Raw genomic sequence first — 16,759 nt, 5'->3', positions numbered from 1 at the left:
TTACGACGTCGGCTTGTCGTCGACCTTGAACCCGTAGTTCACGTCGGAGCCGTCGACCTTGTTGACGGTGACCGTGACGCCGTAGGTCTGGCCGCTGTCTTTGAGCTCGCAGCGCAGCGTGGCGCCGGGTGTGCCTTTGAGGTTCTCCGGGCAGGTCAACGTTTCGGGCTTGGTGCCGAACTGTTGTCCCAGCTCCTCGCTGATCTGTTTGGCGACCTGATCCTTGTCGATCGTCTGGACCATGTCGAACTTCACGTTCTGACCCTCGACGCTGGTGACCGTGACGTTGACGGTGCTGGTCTTGTCGCCGACCTTCATGGTGCAGTTGACCTCAGCGCCCTTCTGGCCCGCGAGGTTATCGGGGCACGTCACCGAATCGGCCTTCTTGCCATCGGCGCCGGTCATCTTTTCGACAATCTGGCTCTCGACGTCCTTCTTGCTCACCGACGGTGTCCCGCTGGAGCAGGCGGCGGCGCCGAACACAGCAGCCGTGATCGCAGATGCCAGAACGAGTCTCTGACACATCGTGTTGGTCATGTCGCCAACCCCTTCCGAGTTCGGGCGCCACTCACCGGCGCCGCACTGATCGAGCGGACGGCAAAAGTTAGCGCTGCGGTATTGGAATCCGGTTGGAAGTCGGCGCAGGTCCGGTTGTGACACCGCCGTTCCAACCGCCTGCGCCGCCGAGTTCAACGGAATTCCAATCGGCCGTCCATATCGTGACGCCGAGGACGTGACCGGCGTCCGTCGTCTACCCCTGAGGAGTCACGATGCAGATATCGCATCGGCCTGTCATCGCCGTCGCCGCCGCGGTCTGCCTGAGCATCACGCTGGGCGCGTGCGGAGGCGGCGACAAGGACAAGAGCTCGAGCAGCTCCAGTTCCAGTTCGTCGAGTTCGAGCAGTAGCTCGAGCGCATCGTCGTCGGCGAAGGCCGCGCCAAAGCTGAAGCCGCGCAAGGCCGAGGAATCCGGCACGAACCCCACCATCGCCGACTACATCAAGGAAGAGAAGATCCAGGAGACGTCGATCCATCCTGGGGACCCAGGTGCGCCCGCCGTCGACATCGACCGCCCGACCGGTTGGGACAGCGCCGGCGAAGACACTCCTGATTACGCGTACGGCGCCCTCGTCTACACCGGGCCCGGCGCCCAGAGCACCGACTACACCGCGAACATCATCGCGCTGGTGTCCCGTCTCGACGGTCCGGCAGACCCCGACAAGCTGCTCAAGCTCGCGGGCGGCGAGGTGAAGAACCTCCCCGGCTTCGAGTCCGTCGGTGAGGAACCGGGCACCTCGGCCGGCTTCCCGGCGTTCCGCATCGCCGGCACCTACAACCTCAAGAGCGGTGGCAAGGCCGCGTTCGGGCAGGAGACGGTGGTCTTCAAGGGGCCCGACGGCCTGTACGTGCTGCAGATCAACGCGACCAGTGATGAGAGCCAGGGCCACGAGCTGTTCGAGGCGCTGGACGCGGTGGACAAGTCTTTGAAGATCACCTTCTGACGAAATGGCGACGGCGCCACCCCGAAGCAAGGCGTATCTGCTCAAGAGCCGTACCAACACCTGGTGGGTGAACGTCGAACTCGAGCTGACCGACACCCAGGTGCGGTGCCTTGCGTCCGAGTATTCGAAGTGGGTCGACGACCAGTTGGGCCTGACCGATTACCAGGCGAAGCTGTCCGCGGGTGAGGAGGTGGTGATCTTCGACTTCCCGCGGGACGCCGTGACGGTCACCTGGTTACGTCAGTTGTACCGGGGCGGCTGCGAGGTCAGCCGCGGGGACTCCCGCAAATGGGTTGTCTCCCTGGTGTATCCGTCCGGGTTCGGCAGTGTGCTCGACCTGATGACGGACCGGGCCATCTGGCGGCAGTGGCGCGAGGAACTGCCCGACCGGACCGCCAAGGCCTGATTCACACGGGTTCGACGGACTGGGCCGCCAGCCGTTCGGCGATGCCGCGGGCGAATGCCTGTTCGCCCGTGGCATCGGCGAGGCGGCCGGCCCGGTGCACCAGGGCACGGGCACTGTCGGGACGGCCCTGGTGCAACTCGATGTCGGAGAGCAGGCACAGGAACATCGTGTTCATCACGGTGGTCCCGTCGCAGGTGTATTCGTCGAACGCCTGGAAGGCGACGGCCGCGTCGCCCTCACCCGAGCCGATGACCTGCGCCCAGACCCGGACGATGCGTGCGCACGCAGCCCATTGCGGGCTGCCGGCCGCGGTGAACTCGACGTCGACCTGGTCTGCCAGTTCGACGATGCCGTCGGTGACACCGAGGACTGCCGCGCACTCGACGTACGTCAGCCGGGCGGCCAGGATGTTGAACACGTCGCCGCGACTCTGCGCGAGATGCAATGCGCGGCGGTGGTATTCGCGCATGGCCTGCACGTCGCCGCGGACCGCCTCGGCAATCGCCATCCAGCAGTAGACGCGGGGATGGAAGAAGTGCAGCGGATCGATGACCGTCTCGGGCGGCGGGAAGGTGTCCATCATGTGCAGCCCGGTGCTGATCAACATGTCGGTGTTGCCGCGCAGGGTGTACAGCAGGATGTGCACGAAGTCGTTGACGAGACCGATCACCGGGTCACCGGACTTGTCGTACTGGTCCTGCAGGCCGATGGCGATGATCTCGACCTCGTCGATGCGGCCGTGCACGCACAGCAGCATGGACTGCAGCGCGATGGCTCCGTAGAAGGCCCGGCCCTTGACTTCCTGACCGATCTCGAAGGCCCGCTGGACGGCCGCGGCGGCCGACTCACTGGCCTGCCCCTCGAGGATGTTCTTCGCCCCGGCCAGGTGCAGCCACAAGGTGGCCTGCCGGTCCAGGTGTTCGGGTTTGGCCGGCAGTCGGTCACCGATCTGCAGGGCGTGCTCGGCCAGCCCGGCGACGTCGTGGTAGGCGGACCGGTTCAGGGCCCGCTGGATGGCGATCTCGAGAATGCCAAGGGCCACATCGGGATTCAACTCGGCGCCGGCCCGCCAGGCATGGTCGGCGGTTGCGATGACGTGTTCGTACGCGGCGGTCGCGAGCGTTGCCGTCCGCGTGGTGGCGATCGCGGCATGCACGCTGGTGCGGTCGGTGGTGGCGAGCTGGGCGATGAGCGCGTCGCGCACCAGTCCGTGGCTGAACCGGTAGGCGCCGGGACGGGCGGGCAGTTCGTCGAGCAGGCCGGTCTGATACGCCGGACGTAGCCGGCTCTGCACCGTCGAGACCGACAGGTCGACGATGTCGGCCAGGTCGGCGACGTTGAATTCGGGCCCGACGACGGCGGCCGCGCAGAGCACCCGACGGCAGGGCCGGTCCAGGACGCCGAGCCGGCGGCCGACGACACCGACCACGGCATCCGACAGTGCGGGATGGCCACGTTGCGGCGCGCCGTCGGTGTCCAGCGCCCGCGCCAGTTCCTTGATGTAGAAGGGGTTTCCGCCGGCTTGCTCCCAGACCTGTGCCGAGATGGCCGGCGGGATCGTGCCGCCCACCACCGCGTCGACGAGGTCTGCGGCGGCCGCGCGGTCGATGCCGTCCAGATGCAGGGTGACGGTGTCGTTCGACCGGACGATGCGCTCGAACGAGGACCGGTTCATGGGCCGGTCGTCCCCGAAGAAGGTCCAGTTGCCGATGATCTGGATGGGGACGCGCGGGAACTCTTCGGCCAGCAGGACGAGCGTGTTGATCGAGGCGGGGTCTGCCCGTTGCAGATCGTCGATGACGAGCACCATGGGCGCCAGGGTCGACAGCTCACGCAGCGCCGCCACAATGCGCTCGACGAGGACGAATCCCGTTGGTGCGAACCGGCTGCCGGCGTTGAGGTCGTCGTCGCCGTGCCATTCGGGAACCAGGGCGTTGACGACGCCGGGGGCCTCCCGCAGCACGGCCTTGCGGCCTGTGGTGCCGAGCTCGCCACCCAGTTGGCGCAGCAGCTGGATCCAGGTCCACAGCAGGGGCAGCTTCACCCCGCTCGGGTGGCCGGCCCAGGCCACGGCGATGCCCGCCGCGCGGGCGCGGTCGACGGCGGCCTGCGCAAGGGTGGTCTTGCCGATGCCGCTGTCACCGGTCACCAGCGTCAGCCCGCCGGCGCCGCCGTCGGCTCGGCGCACCGCCGCGGTGACGGCACCCAGCTCGGCGTCCCGGCCGACGAACGGCGGCGGCGCGGCCGGGTCCGGATCGGGATTCAGCACGTGCGGTGCGGGTGCGACGCGCAGTTCCGCGGCGCCGTCGCGAATCTTCTCGAACAGCGTCTGCAGGCCTTCGCCGGGCCGGGTACCGACCTCGCGGTCGAGTGTCGTACAGGCCCGGTCGAACGCCTGGATGGCGTCGGCGGTGCGGTTGGACCGGTGTAGTGCCAGCATCAGATGGCCCCACAAGCGTTCCTGCAGTGGATGTTCCGCCAGGGCCGCCTCGATCTCGGGTACGAGTTCACCGCCGCCGCCGAGTTGCAGCGCCGCGTCGAAACGGGCCTCGATGGCGGTGGTTCGCAGGGCTGCGAAGCGGATGGCCTCGGGTGCGGCGAATTCGTGATAGGCGAACTCGCCGAACGGATCTCCGTGCCACAGTGCCAGCGCCTCGGTCAGCATCTCGACGGCGGCACCGGCCGAGTGGCGGATCAGCGCCGTCCGGCCTTTCGAGACAAGGCTTTCGAAGCTGACGAGGTCGATCGTGTCGCCGCCGAGCAGATTCAGCTGGTAGCCGTGGGGGTGGGAGGCGAGCCGTTGTCGCTGCGCGTCGCCCCGGCGGGCATCGGCGGTCTGGTCGGGCCCGACGTCGGCGCCCGGGTCGAGAACCCGGCGGAGGTTGGCCACATACGAGCGCACCGACGCGAGCGCCTTCGGCGGGGGCTCGTCACCCCAGACGGCGTCGATCAGGCGGTCGATGCTGACCACCGTGCCGTGATTGGCCAGCAAGACGGCCAGTACACACCGCTGCTTCGGTCCGCCGAGCGCTGCCGGCGTGCCGTCGACCCGGGCCGCTACTGCACCCGAGAGGTAGTACTGGGCCATTTCCCCCGATTCACAGCAAATTTGGAACTGGAGAGACGATACATCCGCGCATGACCTGCGGCAGCGCAGATGAACCTGGCAATCTGCTGGCGGCCGGGCCAGTTCAGAGGCGTTCCGGCCCGCGGCGGCGGCCGGCCCGGCTCACGATCCCGAATCCGGCGCCCACCAGCAGGAACGGGGCGCCGATGATGGCGAGCAGGGTCGGCAGGAACCACACCTGCCAATAGCTGTTGATGGTGGCGTCGTGCGGGTCGTCGGGGTCGTACCGGACGTCGACGTGCTCGCCGAGCTTGGCGGGGGGCGGATTGCTGCTGATCGAGCTGAGAAAGCGGACGTGCGTGCCCGTGGAGGTGGCGAATTCGACGCGCGCCCGGTAGCGCGGGCTGCTGCCGCCGCCGCTGGGCACCAGCTCGACGACGGTCCCGTCGGCGTGCCTGTCGGACGAATTCGTCTGGGTGACAATCGCTGCGAAGACACCGGCCGCGGCGGCCAACGACAACCCGACCGCCAGGAACGCCTTCGCCAGGACCGGTGCCGCGGACTTCTTGGGTAGGTCGGTGGCACCGAGTTCCGTTGCGCTGGTTGTCGTAGGGTCGGCAGGAGCTGTGCGGGCGCGGTGCTTGCGCAGCAGCGTGACGAGGACGGCGACATCCACGATCACGATGACGGCGATCAGCACCACGATGTACTCGACGCGCATGGTCCCTCCGGAAGTGTCGACATGGAGAGCGTAGGACGGCGCGATTGGAATCCGGTTGGCGCGGGGATGTCCGGAAACGCCTGTGAGGGTTGTGTACGCCTATCTCGGGTTCGGCGTACACAACCCTCACAGGGATTGCGGGACAGGACGTGGGCGGTCTAGGCCTCCGTCTGTCCCAAGGTCACCTGCACGGAACGTTCCGCGCCGGAGGGGTCGGCGTAGGTCACGGTGACGTTGTCACCGGGCGCCTTGGACCGGATCGCCGCGACGAGCGCTTCCGGACTGTCGATCGGCTGGTTGTCGACCTTGGTGATCACGGCGCCCTTGTCCAGGCCGGCCGCGGCGGCGGGACCGTCGGCGACGACGCCGGCCACGGCCGCGCCCTGGGCGCTGTTGTTGGCGGCCAGCTTGACGCCCAGCGAGGCGTGCTGCACCGTGCCGGTCGAGATCAGTTGGTCGGCAATGCGCTTGGCCTGGTCGACCGGGATGGCGAAGCCGAGGCCGATCGAGCCCGGCTGGGAGCCACCGGATTCCGGACCACCACCCAGCGAGGCGATCGCTGAGTTCACCCCGATCAGATTGCCGTTCATATCGACCAGCGCGCCACCGGAGTTGCCGGGATTGATCGCGGCGTCGGTCTGGATGGCGCTCATCACCGACTGCTGGCCGGTCTGCTCGTCACCGGTGCTCACCGGACGGTTCAACGAACTGATGATGCCGGTGGTCACGGTGCCCTGCAGGCCCAGCGGCGAGCCGATGGCCACCACGTTCTGTCCGACGCGCAGGTCCTTGGAGGAGCCGATGCTGATCGGGGTCAGGTCGGACACGCCCTGCGCCTTCACAACAGCGATGTCGTCGGCCGGGTCCGCGCCCACGACCGCGAAGGGCACGGTGCGGCCGTCCGCCAGCGTGACGGTCGCCTTGGTCTGGCCGCCGCCCATCATGCCGCGGGGCAGCCGGCCACTCGGGCTCAGCCCGCTGGGCAGCGAATCCTGTTCGGCAGCAGACTGATTGGCCTCTGCGATGACATGGTTGTTGGTCAGAATGAGGCCATCCGCGGTGAGGACGATGCCGGAACCCTCGCCGCCCTGCTGGCCGGTCTGCACCTGCAGTTTCACGACGCTCGGCAACACCTTCGCCGACACCGCCTCGACGGAGCCGGCCGGCGCCGCTGGGGCGGGTGCGGAAGCCGTTGGCAGCGTACGGTTCTGAATACCGGTGGCGAGCGGAACCTGCGCCGACGACGCCACGCTGCCGTAGTGATCGACCGCGGCCATGGTGCCGGCTGCGCCCGCCGCGATGGCTACCGCGGCGACACCGAAAGCCAGCAGCCCGGAACGCGAGCGCTTAGCTGGCGCCGGCGGAACGGGTGCGGCGGGATACTGCTGCGGCGCCAGGTACGGAGTCCGAATCGGTTGGGTGTGCGCGTCCGATGCGTGGGGACGCTGGTAGCGGTCATTGCTCCACTGGACCAGTTTCTCCTGCTCAGCGGCGTACTGCCGCGACCAGAGGTGCTGGTTGTCGGGGGTCGGCTGTTCTGACGGGTGTCTCATTGGCGTTGACTACTTTCTCGAAACGTCGGTAAGACAGGCGTGCTCGCGCTTGATGTCTCCACCGTGCCGCCGCCAACTGAGGCGTTGCTGAGAAAGAGTTCGGGACAGCCCAAGACTTTTCAGATCACAAAAAGTGTCATTTCGGGTCGGTCGCGCGGATCCACGTGAGGTGTCCTGGCACCCGCGATCCATGGCTTCAGCGTATGGCGTACTCGTGCTGACCTCGATACCGTCACCGCATGTTCCGGCGAGTGGTCGTGGTGCTGCTGACGGTGTCGCTGTCGATCCTGATCGGTGCCGCGCGGGCCGGGGCGGACCCGGGCGTCGACCCGGGTTCGCCGACTGGAGCGGCCATCGTGGCGCCGGCCGTCGCGGCGCTGAGGGCCGAACTCGGCAAGCCCGCAACGCTCGCGGTCGAGGCCATCAACGTCTCCGGGCCGTGGGCGTTCGTATACGGCGGTATCCGCGGCGCCGACGGCCGGCAGTTCGACTTCCGCGGGACACCGCTTGCCGACGGCGCCGCCGAAGGGTTCGTCTCGCGGGCCTACGCGGCGCTGTTGAACCAACACGGCGGCGAGTGGACGGTATCGGAGCAGGCCGTCGGCCCGACGGACGTCGCATGGCAGGACTGGCCACAGCGGTACGGCGCCCCGGCGTCGTTGATCGCGATTCCGTGAACCCCGGCTGAACTTCGGCCGTGATTCCGGTGTCGGACTCGCGGGACGGACCGTGCTGGGCCACCATCGACTGGTGCGTCCGACCCGACTGACCGCCGCCGGTGAAATCCCGGACACGGGCATCCCCGACGATTTGTCGACGACCATGACCATCGCCGAGCAGTACGACTGGCACCAGCAGTACCTGCGCCGGCACCGGGTATCGCGGCGGAATTTCCTGCGCGGGTCGGCGGCCGCCGCGGCGGTGGCGGCCCTGGGTCTGGCGCCGTTCGGGCGCCGCGCCTACGCGCAGGACGCGCCGCTGAGCGTGGCCAACCGGCGGGTCGGCTTCGGCGGCGCCGCGGACAGCCAACTGCGGCTGGCCGCGCAGCTGTCGCGAAATCCCGGCAGTACCAAGGTATTCGTCGACCACGGGCCCACCGATCAGTTGGGCGCGACCATCGAAGCCGAGGTGCGCAACCTCGTCACGCAGATCCCGACCAGCGACCGTGGTGTCCTGGCGGCCGAGCAGTTCTACGCCCATGTACCCGTCGACGGGCTGCCCGGTGGTAGCGCACATTTCTACCGGTGGCGCACCGAGGAAGGCTTCGTCAGCGACGTGCGGTCGGCCAAGACGGCGCTGCCCAGCGTGCGAAAGACGCTGGCGCCGTTCCGGTTCACCATGATGGGCGACCAGGGCACCGATGACATCCCGCGTCAGCCGGCGGGGCTCAAGCCCGGCGACTACGACGACAGCTACTACAAGCCCGACAACGAGCCCGACGTCCCGCACACCGCCAACGTGTTCAACCAGATCCTCGCGTCCAACCCCGAATTCCACCTGCTGGCCGGGGATATCGCGTATGCCGACCCGTCCGGCGGCGGCAAGCCGCTGTCGTTCGTCCCGTCCGGCGGCAAGGCCGCACATGGCTTCGACAAGTACAACCCGTTCGTGTGGGACGTCTATCTGGGCTCCATCGAGGCCAGCGCGGCGAGCACGCCGTGGATGTTCGCGACCGGTAACCACGACATGGAGGCCTCGTATCCGAGTCACGGATATGGCGGTCACCTGGCGCGCATGGACTTTCCGGACAACGGGCCGGCGGCCTGCCCGTCGGTCTATTCGTTCACGTACGGCAACGTCGCGGTGCTGTCGCTGGATGCCAACGACGTCAGCTTCGAAATCCGTTCCAACACCGGCTATTCCGACGGCACTCAGAACTCCTGGGTCGAACGCACCCTGAGCGCCTACCGCGCCGACCCGAACATCGACTTCATCGTCTGCTTCTTCCACCATTGCGCCTACTCGACCACCGACTCACACGCCAGCGATGGCGGCGTGCGGGCGGCCTGGTGCGAGCTGTTCGACCGCTATCAGGTCGATCTCGTGCTGCAGGGACACAACCATGTCTACGAGCGCACGGACCCGATCCGCGGCGACCGCCCCACCAAGGTCGCCGGCGACAATTCGACCGTCGACGCGGAGACCGACGGCACCGTCTACTACACCGTGGGCTGCGCCGGCCGGCCACGGTACGGCTTCCAGCCGGGCGAGCCCGAGAGCTACCGCGGCCACGAAGCGCCCGACACCTTCGTCCCGAACAGCTATGTCTGGACCGCGGACGGCAAGAAGAAGGCCGAGGCCGTCGGCTGGTCGCGCGTGCGTTTCCGCAACTACGCCTTCATCCGCGTCGACGTCCGGCCCGGACAGCTGCTGAGCGAGATGGACGTGACCGCGGTCGACGAACACGGCCGGGAATTCGACAAGGTCACCTATCGCCGCAGGGTGCGTGCGTAACCCGCGCATCAGCCGGGTATGGCAGTCATGCCTGTCTTATGGTTAGCCGGTGGATGGGACACCGTTCGGCCGGTACCGGCTGATTGAGCTGCTCGGTCGCGGCGGCATGGGTGAGGTCTGGAAGGCCTACGACACCACCATGAAGCGCGTCGTGGCGATGAAGGTGCTGCCCCCGACGTTCGCCGACGACGAGCAGTACCAGGTGCGGTTCCGCAGGGAGGCGCACGCCGCAGCGGGCCTGGATGAGCCGCATATCGTGCCGATCCACGACTTCGGTGAGATCGACGACCGGCTGTTCGTGACGATGCGGTTGATCGACGGCAAGACCGTCCAGCAGCTGTTGGCCGACGGCCCGCTGGCACCAGAGCGCGCCGTCTCGATCGTCGAACAGATCGCCGCCGCGCTCGGCGCCGCCCACGGGGTCGGACTGGTGCACCGCGATGTGAAACCCGCCAACATTCTGGTCACCCCAGACGATTTCGCCTACCTCATCGACTTCGGCATCGCCCGTGCCGCCGGCGAGACCAAGCTGACCCACACCGGCGCCACCATCGGCACCGTCGCCTACATGGCGCCCGAACGCTTCACCAGCGACCGGTGCGACGCGCGTTCCGACATCTACGCGCTGACGTGCGTGCTGCACGAATGTCTGGTCGGCGCCCCGCCGTTTCCGGGCGACAGCATGGAGCGGCAGATCACCAGCCACCTCTATTCGGATCCGCCACGGCCGTCGACCATGCGGCCGGGGATTTCCGCATACATGGACCAGGTCATCGCCACCGGCATGGCCAAAGATCCCGAACTGCGTTACGCCACAACCAAAGACCTGGCCGGCGCTGCCCGTGCCGCGCTGACCGGACCCGCGCAGAATGCGCAACCCGCTCAGCAGACACCGCCGCCGGCATGGGCCGCGCCGGCGGTCCCGTACCCCACGACCGGCCCCGAGTCCTACCCCGCGCACGCGCACACGCAGTACGCGACCCCGGCGCACGGTCTGGGTGCCGGGTCGGCGCAGTGGTCGCCGCCCCAGATGACGAATGCCCAACCCGCACAGTCATGGTGGCGCAACTCGGCGGTGGTGATCGTGGCGGCGTTGGTCACGGTGGTCATCCTCGGGGGCGCCGGTGTGGCCTACGTGATGTGGTCCGACAGCGGTTCGGGCGATCAGCCTCAGGCAACCAATGACCCCAGCGCGCAACTGTTTCCGTCGGTGCCCACCGGTCCCGGTGGCACCACCGGGTACCCGACCGGTGGCATGTCCACGCCGGCGTCGACCGCGGCGTCGACGCCGGCGGGACCGAGCCAGCTGCAGACTGCTGACGGTCTGACCGATCTGATCGGGACCATCAAGGCGAAGTTCGGGGACGCCATGGGATTCAAGCTGGTGGTCTACCCGGATTACGCGGTCATGGATCGCGTCTCTCCCACGAACAAGCACGTCGACCAGAGCTTCATGTACCGCGGCGGCAGCTGGAACAAGTGGGGCTCGGACACCTCCACCAGTTCGTTCGATGTGCTGGCCGACCTAAGCGCCATCAACGCCCAGGCCGTGGCGGCCACCATGGCCGGCGCGCCGCCGCAACTGGGCGCGGAGCCCGGCTCGCAGCTGTACCTCATCATCGAGGGTGAAGAGGGCGGCGGTCTGGGGCTGGCGATCCACTCCACGGCGCCGGGGACCGGATACATGCAGGTCAATGCCGACGGGACCATCAAGCAGATCTATCCGCCGTAACGGGCCGCGCCCCCGCTGCGCAGTAACGGAGCGATTGCTCTGTTATGGTGTGCCGGTGCCCCGGCCTCGTGTGTATGACCTCGACTCGGTGCTCGACGCCGCCGAGTCGCTGGCCGTCGAGGCCGGGCCGGCCGGTGTCACCACCCGTTCGGTGGCGGCCGCGGCGGGCGTCTCCAACGGCGCGATCTATCACAACTTCGGTTCGCGATCCGAGCTCGTCGCCCGCACCTGGCTGCGTGCCGCGCGCCGATTCCTCGATGTACAAACGGAATTGGTCGACGCCGCGCTCGCTGACATCGCAGCAGACCCCGTGGACGCCGTCGTCGCCGCCGCCCAAGCACCCGCGGTGTTCTACGAACGTCAACGCCAGTCGGCCGAACTGGTGTGGCGGGTGCAGCGCGACCAGCTGCTCGGCCCCGACCTGCCGGGAGCGCTGGCGGCCCAACTCCAAGACCTCGACCGTCAGCTGATCGACCTGATGGTGCGGCTGTCGTCGCACCTGTGGGACCGGCGCGACGGCGCGGCGGTCGACGCCATCACGGTGTGCATCGTCGACCTACCGACCGCAATCATCTTGTCCCGCAACAGAATCAGCAACAGCTGGGCGCGTGATCGGCTGACCGCAGCTGTCCGTGCCGTCCTTGCCGACGAACCCACCCCAACCAGGAGGAAACAACCATGACCATCACCGTCAGCTACCAGGACAAGATCGCCATCCTGAATCTCGGCGACGACGAGAACCGGTTCTCGCTGGGCTTCCTCGACGACATCAACAGTGCCATCGACGATCTCGTCGCCGGTGGCGCCCAGGGGCTCGTGACCACCGGTGCCGGGAAGTTCTACTCGAACGGGCTGGATCTCGACTGGCTGATGGCGCACGGCGACCAGATGCAGGCGTACGTCGGGCGGGTCCACGCCCTGTTCGCGCGGGTGCTGACGCTGCCGATCCCGACGGCCGCCGCGGTCAACGGGCACGCCTTCGGCGCCGGCGCCATGCTGGCCATGGCCCACGACTACCGGACCATGCGCGCCGACCGCGGGTTCTTCTGTTTCCCCGAGGTCGACATCCGGATTCCCTTCACCCCGGGCATGGCCGCGCTGATCCAGGCCAAGCTGACGCCGCAGGCGGCCATCGCGTCGATGACCACCGGCCGGCGCTTCGGGGGCGACGACGCCGCCAAGTACGGCATCGTCGAGCTGGCCGCGGCCGAGGACGCGGTGGTCTCCGCCGCCGTGGATCTCGTGATTCCGGTGTCGGGCAAGGATTCCCAGACCATGGCCGCCATCAAGGCGACGATGTTCAGCCCGGCGATCGCGGCGCTGCGGGGCGAGTAACGGCCCCCAGAGGCGGCCTGATAGGCATAAGAGCGTGGGACAGAACGAGCGCAAGAAGATCGTCATGACCGACGACGAGATCGTCGAGTTCATCGATCGCAGCCGGACCGCGACCATGGCCACCGTCCTGGCTGACGGCCGGCCGCACCTGGTGGCCATGTGGTACGCCGTGCTCGACGGCGAAATCTGGTTCGAGACCAAGGCCAAGTCGCAGAAGGCGGTCAACCTGCGCCGGGACCCGACCATCACCGTGATGATCGAGGACGGTGACACCTACGGCACCCTGCGTGGTGTGTCGATCGACGGCACCGCCGAGATCGTCGAGGATCCCGACACCTGCCTGCGCGTCGGCATCAGTGTCTGGGAGCGCTACACCGGCCCGTACACCGACGAGATGCGCCCGTTCGTCGACCAGATGATGAACAACCGCATCGCGGTCCGCGTCGTACCGAGCCGCATGCGCAGCTGGGACCACCGCAAACTCGGCATGCCCGACATGCCGGTCAGCGGCTCGACCGCGCAGTACCTGAACCAGCAGTGATCTCGGCGCGCCCCGTATCACTCTCCGATACGGAGCGCGCCCAAACCACTCAGGCCTGGTCGACCAGCGGAGCGTATTCGGGATGTTTGGCGATGTATCCGCTGACCATCGAGCATTCCGGGACGATGCGTAACCCTGCGGCCCGGGTGGCGTCCAATGCCTCGGCGACGAGGATCGTCGCCAGTCCACGGCCGCCGTACTCGGGCTGAACTTCGGTGTGCGGGAAGATGCGTCGGCCACCCTGGTCGATGTAATCGATCAGCCCGACCGTCTTGCCGTCGACGGCGATGGTGAATCGCCCGGCTTCGGCGGTGACGGTGGTCGGTGCTCCGGTCTTGTCGGTGGTGCTCGTAGTGGCCATAGGAGCCACGGTAACCCTCGTGCGTAAAGCCGCTGCCCGCGCTGCCGCCCCCTCAAACGGCAGCGTGGGCAGCGGGTACTACGCGACTTCGAGGAAGATGCGGCGCTGGCGGCGGACCGGGTAGCCGTTGGCCTCGGCCAGGGACCGCAGTTGCTTCATCGCGAACGTCCGGCCGCGGCCCTCCTCGGCCGGGATGACGATGCCGGCCCAGAGGCCTTCGGCGCGGGGCAGTTCGACGGCGTCACGCGCGCAGGCCCAGCGGCGCGGGCACTGGCGGCAGAGGCTCTTGGCCTCTTCGCTGGCGATCGTCGTCCACTGCTCCGGGCTCCGGGTGCACTCACCGAGCGGCAGGCCGTCCATGGCAATTGCGGTCATCGGAGTACTCCTTTGTTGTTGCGCTGCGACTGTTCCGTCGCGGTTGGGAAGAATCTATAGCGCCAGACTGCAGTAACGCAACAGGTAAACCGTAGCGTTACGAATAATCGCAGGTCAGCGGGCTGTAACGAGACCCAAATCATCCGAATGGTCCGGAATAACATTGGTGAAAGTCGACAATCAGGTGGGGTGTACGGTCTAACTGAAGCGCTTGGCGCCACACCGATACGGTTCAGTGACTGTCAACGCAATAGTTATGCGGGACGGAACGGGCTAAGCTGTACCGGACTGCTGACAGCGCTCCGGATTTCGTGTTGAGCGCGGGCCGCAAGTGATGGGAGGTGACATCGGGTGCCGAACATCGATCCCGATGACGTCACCGAATACATCGCCCTGCCCGCAGTCGATCCCGGAATGGAGCGCGCCGGCGCGGCCGCTGCCGCTCGGCGCCGTGAACTGGACATCAGCCAGCGCAGTCTGGCAGCCGACGGCATCATCAACGCCGGAGCGCTGATCTCCTTCGAGAAAGGCCGGAGCTGGCCGCGGGAGAGAACGCGCTTGCGCCTCGAAGAGGTATTGCAGTGGCCACCGGGAACCATCGCACGGATCCGTAGCGGCGAGCCGGCCCCTACCCAGGTGCCGGCCGCGGCCCAGGCGCAGGCCGCTCCCGCCCCGCCGTTGACCAACGCCGGCGAGGTGCCGCTGATCGCGCAGGCCGTCGTCGCGGCGGTGAACACGTTGGGCGCCACGGCCGATGCCCTGCCGGCGATCGAGGATTCCGAATTCACGCCGTGGGTCACGCAGATCCTGTCCGACCTGCGGCAACTCGAAGCCGTCGCCGCCAGCGCCGCCCGGCTCGGGCCGGTGTCGCCGCCTCTGATCAAGGCATTGGGACTGGTGCGCGCCCGGATCGACGAACTGACGTTGCTCGGCGCGAAAGCGCCTACCGCGACGCTCGGACAGCGGCTGTACGCAGCCCGCCGCGGTGCCAATCTGACCATTCAGGAGACGGCGCTTGCGGCCGGGGTCCCGGAGTCTGTCGTGGTGGGTGCCGAGGCCGAAGCGGCGGTGTCCGACCAGGACAAGGAATTGGTCGAAAAGCTGCTAGTGCAGCTCGTCTAGCCACCCCAGGCGTCAGGATCGCTCGCGATGCCGGTCGTCACTGGTCGGGAAGTTCGCCGCGAGCGCGGCGGCGATCTCGATGAACTTGCGCCGCGTCGCCGGTGCCATCTCCCGCGTGCCGGCGATGACGCCGCCCGGCCGCAGGTGCCCGTCGAACGGCACCTCGACGACGGCCTGTCCCTGCCCAGCGAACTGCTGGGCCAGCACCGAACGCGTGCGTTTGTCGGCGTGACCGTCGGAATCGTTGAGTACCACCACGGTTCGCTGCAGCAGGCCATTGAGGCCGTGTGCCGCCAGCCAGTCGAGCGTCTGCCCCGCGGCGCCGGCACCGTCGACCCACGGTGACGACACCACGATGAGCGCGTCCAGATCCCGCAGCACCTCCTGCGTGACGGGGCTGTCCATGGTGGAACTGCAGTCGATGATCGAGATGGTGAAATGGCGGTCCAGCCGGGACGCGGCCTCCCGGTAGACGGCGGGATCCAGCACCCTCCGGCGGGCTGGGCTCGCCTCGCCGGCCAGCACGAACAGCCCGGCGGCGTTGCTGCCGACGCGGTTGCGGATGTCGGCGAAACTCTCCAGGTGCTGGTCGGAAGCCAACTCCCAGTACGAGCTCAGGGCCTTGGGGTCGACGCGGCTGCCGAGCTTGCCGAACGCGGTGTCGGCATCGACGGCCACCACCCGATCCTCCTGCCGGAGCTCGGCGAACAGCGACCCGATCGAGGCCGACACCGTCGTCTTGCCGACGCCACGCTTGCCCATCACGCCGACCTTGTAATGGCCCGACAGCGCCGACCGGATCCGGTTGATCTGCTGCGCCTCCTGGATCTCGTCGGGTGACGGACCCAGGTTGACCAGCCCGAACGTCGCCTTGAACAACGTCTTGCGCCAGCCGCGACCGGGCTCGGGCTTGCGGGTCCGGAGCAGGTCGTCGCGGCGGATGGCATCGGCGTACGACCCTGGCGGCACGAACTGACCCTGGGGACCGTGGGGCCACGGCTGCTGTGGTGGCGGTCCGGGCTGGACCGGGCCGGGCTGTGGTGGGTAGCCGGTCCTGCGCTGCAGCGGTTCCGTGTGCTGCATACCGGTGTTGTGCGCTGCCGGATTCACGCGCGGCCAGGCCGGCGGCGTGTTGACGGGATGTCCGGCGAAAGCGCTTTCCGGGGGGCCCGGCTGCGGTTCGAAGTGGTCAGTCACCGAATACGCGCTTTCTCTCCTGAAGTTCGCTCGACGCAGGTGCCAAGACGCGGATGCCATCCCAGTATCGACCACGCCGGCGTCGACGGCGGGATGGCCGGGCCCAATCGCGTCGCCGCCCGTTCGATGGGCGGTTCGGGTGCAACTGCGGTGGCACCGCTGATCAGCTTGTCCGCCAACGTTTTTCGCGATGCGGCGGCCGTGTCGACGGGGCGGGCGGCGCCGGCGAATTGGTGCGGATCCGGCGGCGGACCCGCTGGTAGGCTCGATGCGGGTTGTGGGGAAGCGCTGTGGGGGTGGTGTGGGGCCGCCCGCGCAGGTCAGATGCCGTGACTCGCGTAGGAGTTTGGCCATCGGCCTGCCGTCCGTCAGGTGGCGTACCAAGATGGTCAC

General features: G+C 67.9%; 16 protein-coding genes. 9 read left to right on the top strand and 7 right to left on the bottom strand.

Going from position 1 to position 16,759, the window contains the following annotated elements:
- The gene (locus G6N46_RS17840; protein WP_064858606.1) at nucleotides 1-537 is read right to left on the bottom strand and encodes an anti-apoptotic protein; all 537 of its coding nucleotides are present in this window, start codon (nucleotides 535-537) and stop codon (nucleotides 1-3) included.
- A 233-nt stretch (nucleotides 538-770) separates the two neighbouring features.
- Here G6N46_RS17840 and G6N46_RS17835 point away from each other — a divergent pair, with 233 nt between their 5' ends.
- Together G6N46_RS17835 and G6N46_RS17830 are read left to right on the top strand one after the other, a co-directional pair.
- Entirely contained in the window at nucleotides 771-1,502 is a 732-nt protein-coding gene (locus tag G6N46_RS17835) for an LpqN/LpqT family lipoprotein (protein ID WP_138247549.1), read from the top strand.
- A 4-nt stretch (nucleotides 1,503-1,506) separates the two neighbouring features.
- Nucleotides 1,507-1,908, top strand: a complete 402-nt coding sequence (locus tag G6N46_RS17830; RefSeq protein ID WP_133425710.1) for a hypothetical protein — start codon at nucleotides 1,507-1,509, stop codon at nucleotides 1,906-1,908.
- A 1-nt stretch (nucleotide 1,909) separates the two neighbouring features.
- Here G6N46_RS17830 and G6N46_RS17825 read toward each other — a convergent pair whose 3' ends face one another.
- The 3 genes from G6N46_RS17825 to G6N46_RS17815 all read right to left on the bottom strand — a co-directional run bounded on the left by G6N46_RS17825 (nucleotide 1,910) and on the right by G6N46_RS17815 (nucleotide 7,024).
- The gene (locus G6N46_RS17825; protein ID WP_138247550.1) at nucleotides 1,910-4,996 is read right to left on the bottom strand and encodes an ATP-binding protein; all 3,087 of its coding nucleotides are present in this window, start codon (nucleotides 4,994-4,996) and stop codon (nucleotides 1,910-1,912) included.
- Between the two features lie 103 nt (nucleotides 4,997-5,099).
- Entirely contained in the window at nucleotides 5,100-5,696 is a 597-nt protein-coding gene (locus tag G6N46_RS17820; protein ID WP_064858602.1) for a DUF3592 domain-containing protein, read from the bottom strand.
- Nucleotides 5,697-5,854: 158 nt separating this feature from the next.
- Nucleotides 5,855-7,024 carry a S1C family serine protease gene (locus G6N46_RS17815; RefSeq protein ID WP_064858625.1) on the bottom strand — a complete coding sequence of 390 codons (1,170 nt, stop codon included), beginning with the start codon at nucleotides 7,022-7,024 and terminating at the stop codon, nucleotides 5,855-5,857.
- A gap of 464 nt (nucleotides 7,025-7,488) precedes the next feature.
- Here G6N46_RS17815 and G6N46_RS17810 point away from each other — a divergent pair, with 464 nt between their 5' ends.
- The 6 genes from G6N46_RS17810 (at nucleotide 7,489) to G6N46_RS17785 (ending at nucleotide 13,311) form a co-directional block, all read left to right on the top strand.
- On the top strand, nucleotides 7,489-7,926 hold the full coding sequence (locus G6N46_RS17810) for a hypothetical protein (RefSeq protein WP_064858601.1): 438 nt from the start codon (nucleotides 7,489-7,491) through the stop codon (nucleotides 7,924-7,926).
- 145 nt (nucleotides 7,927-8,071) lie between these two features.
- Nucleotides 8,072-9,703: a metallophosphoesterase gene (locus G6N46_RS17805; RefSeq protein ID WP_234880476.1), complete on the top strand. Its 1,632-nt coding sequence runs from the start codon at nucleotides 8,072-8,074 to the stop codon at nucleotides 9,701-9,703.
- Nucleotides 9,704-9,752: 49 nt separating this feature from the next.
- Nucleotides 9,753-11,435, top strand: a complete 1,683-nt coding sequence (locus G6N46_RS17800; protein WP_138247552.1) for a serine/threonine-protein kinase — start codon at nucleotides 9,753-9,755, stop codon at nucleotides 11,433-11,435.
- A 55-nt stretch (nucleotides 11,436-11,490) separates the two neighbouring features.
- On the top strand, nucleotides 11,491-12,117 hold the full coding sequence (locus tag G6N46_RS17795; protein WP_138247553.1) for a TetR/AcrR family transcriptional regulator: 627 nt from the start codon (nucleotides 11,491-11,493) through the stop codon (nucleotides 12,115-12,117).
- Entirely contained in the window at nucleotides 12,114-12,770 is a 657-nt protein-coding gene (locus tag G6N46_RS17790; protein ID WP_073694079.1) for an enoyl-CoA hydratase-related protein, read from the top strand. The genes G6N46_RS17795 and G6N46_RS17790 overlap by 4 nt, the downstream gene beginning before the upstream one ends.
- Before the next feature lie 34 nt (nucleotides 12,771-12,804).
- Nucleotides 12,805-13,311, top strand: coding sequence for a pyridoxamine 5'-phosphate oxidase family protein (locus G6N46_RS17785; protein WP_138247554.1), 507 nt, complete (start codon nucleotides 12,805-12,807; stop codon nucleotides 13,309-13,311).
- A 49-nt stretch (nucleotides 13,312-13,360) separates the two neighbouring features.
- Here the strand turns inward: G6N46_RS17785 and G6N46_RS17780 are convergent, their stop codons facing one another.
- Both G6N46_RS17780 and G6N46_RS17775 read right to left on the bottom strand, forming a co-directional pair.
- Complete coding sequence (locus tag G6N46_RS17780; protein ID WP_073694077.1) at nucleotides 13,361-13,672, bottom strand: GNAT family N-acetyltransferase; 312 nt, start codon at nucleotides 13,670-13,672, stop codon at nucleotides 13,361-13,363.
- Nucleotides 13,673-13,750: 78 nt separating this feature from the next.
- Complete coding sequence (locus G6N46_RS17775) at nucleotides 13,751-14,047, bottom strand: WhiB family transcriptional regulator (protein WP_064978846.1); 297 nt, start codon at nucleotides 14,045-14,047, stop codon at nucleotides 13,751-13,753.
- A 351-nt stretch (nucleotides 14,048-14,398) separates the two neighbouring features.
- Here G6N46_RS17775 and G6N46_RS17770 point away from each other — a divergent pair, with 351 nt between their 5' ends.
- Nucleotides 14,399-15,169 carry a transcriptional regulator gene (locus G6N46_RS17770; protein ID WP_407665123.1) on the top strand — a complete coding sequence of 257 codons (771 nt, stop codon included), beginning with the start codon at nucleotides 14,399-14,401 and terminating at the stop codon, nucleotides 15,167-15,169.
- 12 nt (nucleotides 15,170-15,181) lie between these two features.
- On the opposite strand, the gene G6N46_RS17765 is transcribed toward G6N46_RS17770, so the two are convergent.
- The gene (locus G6N46_RS17765; RefSeq protein WP_082762263.1) at nucleotides 15,182-16,366 is read right to left on the bottom strand and encodes a MinD/ParA family ATP-binding protein; all 1,185 of its coding nucleotides are present in this window, start codon (nucleotides 16,364-16,366) and stop codon (nucleotides 15,182-15,184) included.
- Between the last annotated feature and the right edge of the window lie 393 nt (nucleotides 16,367-16,759).

Origin of the sequence: Mycolicibacterium phocaicum, from assembly GCF_010731115.1 — a bacterium.
Classification (GTDB): domain Bacteria; phylum Actinomycetota; class Actinomycetes; order Mycobacteriales; family Mycobacteriaceae; genus Mycobacterium; species Mycobacterium phocaicum.
This window is presented reverse-complemented; position numbering and strand designations above follow the sequence as displayed.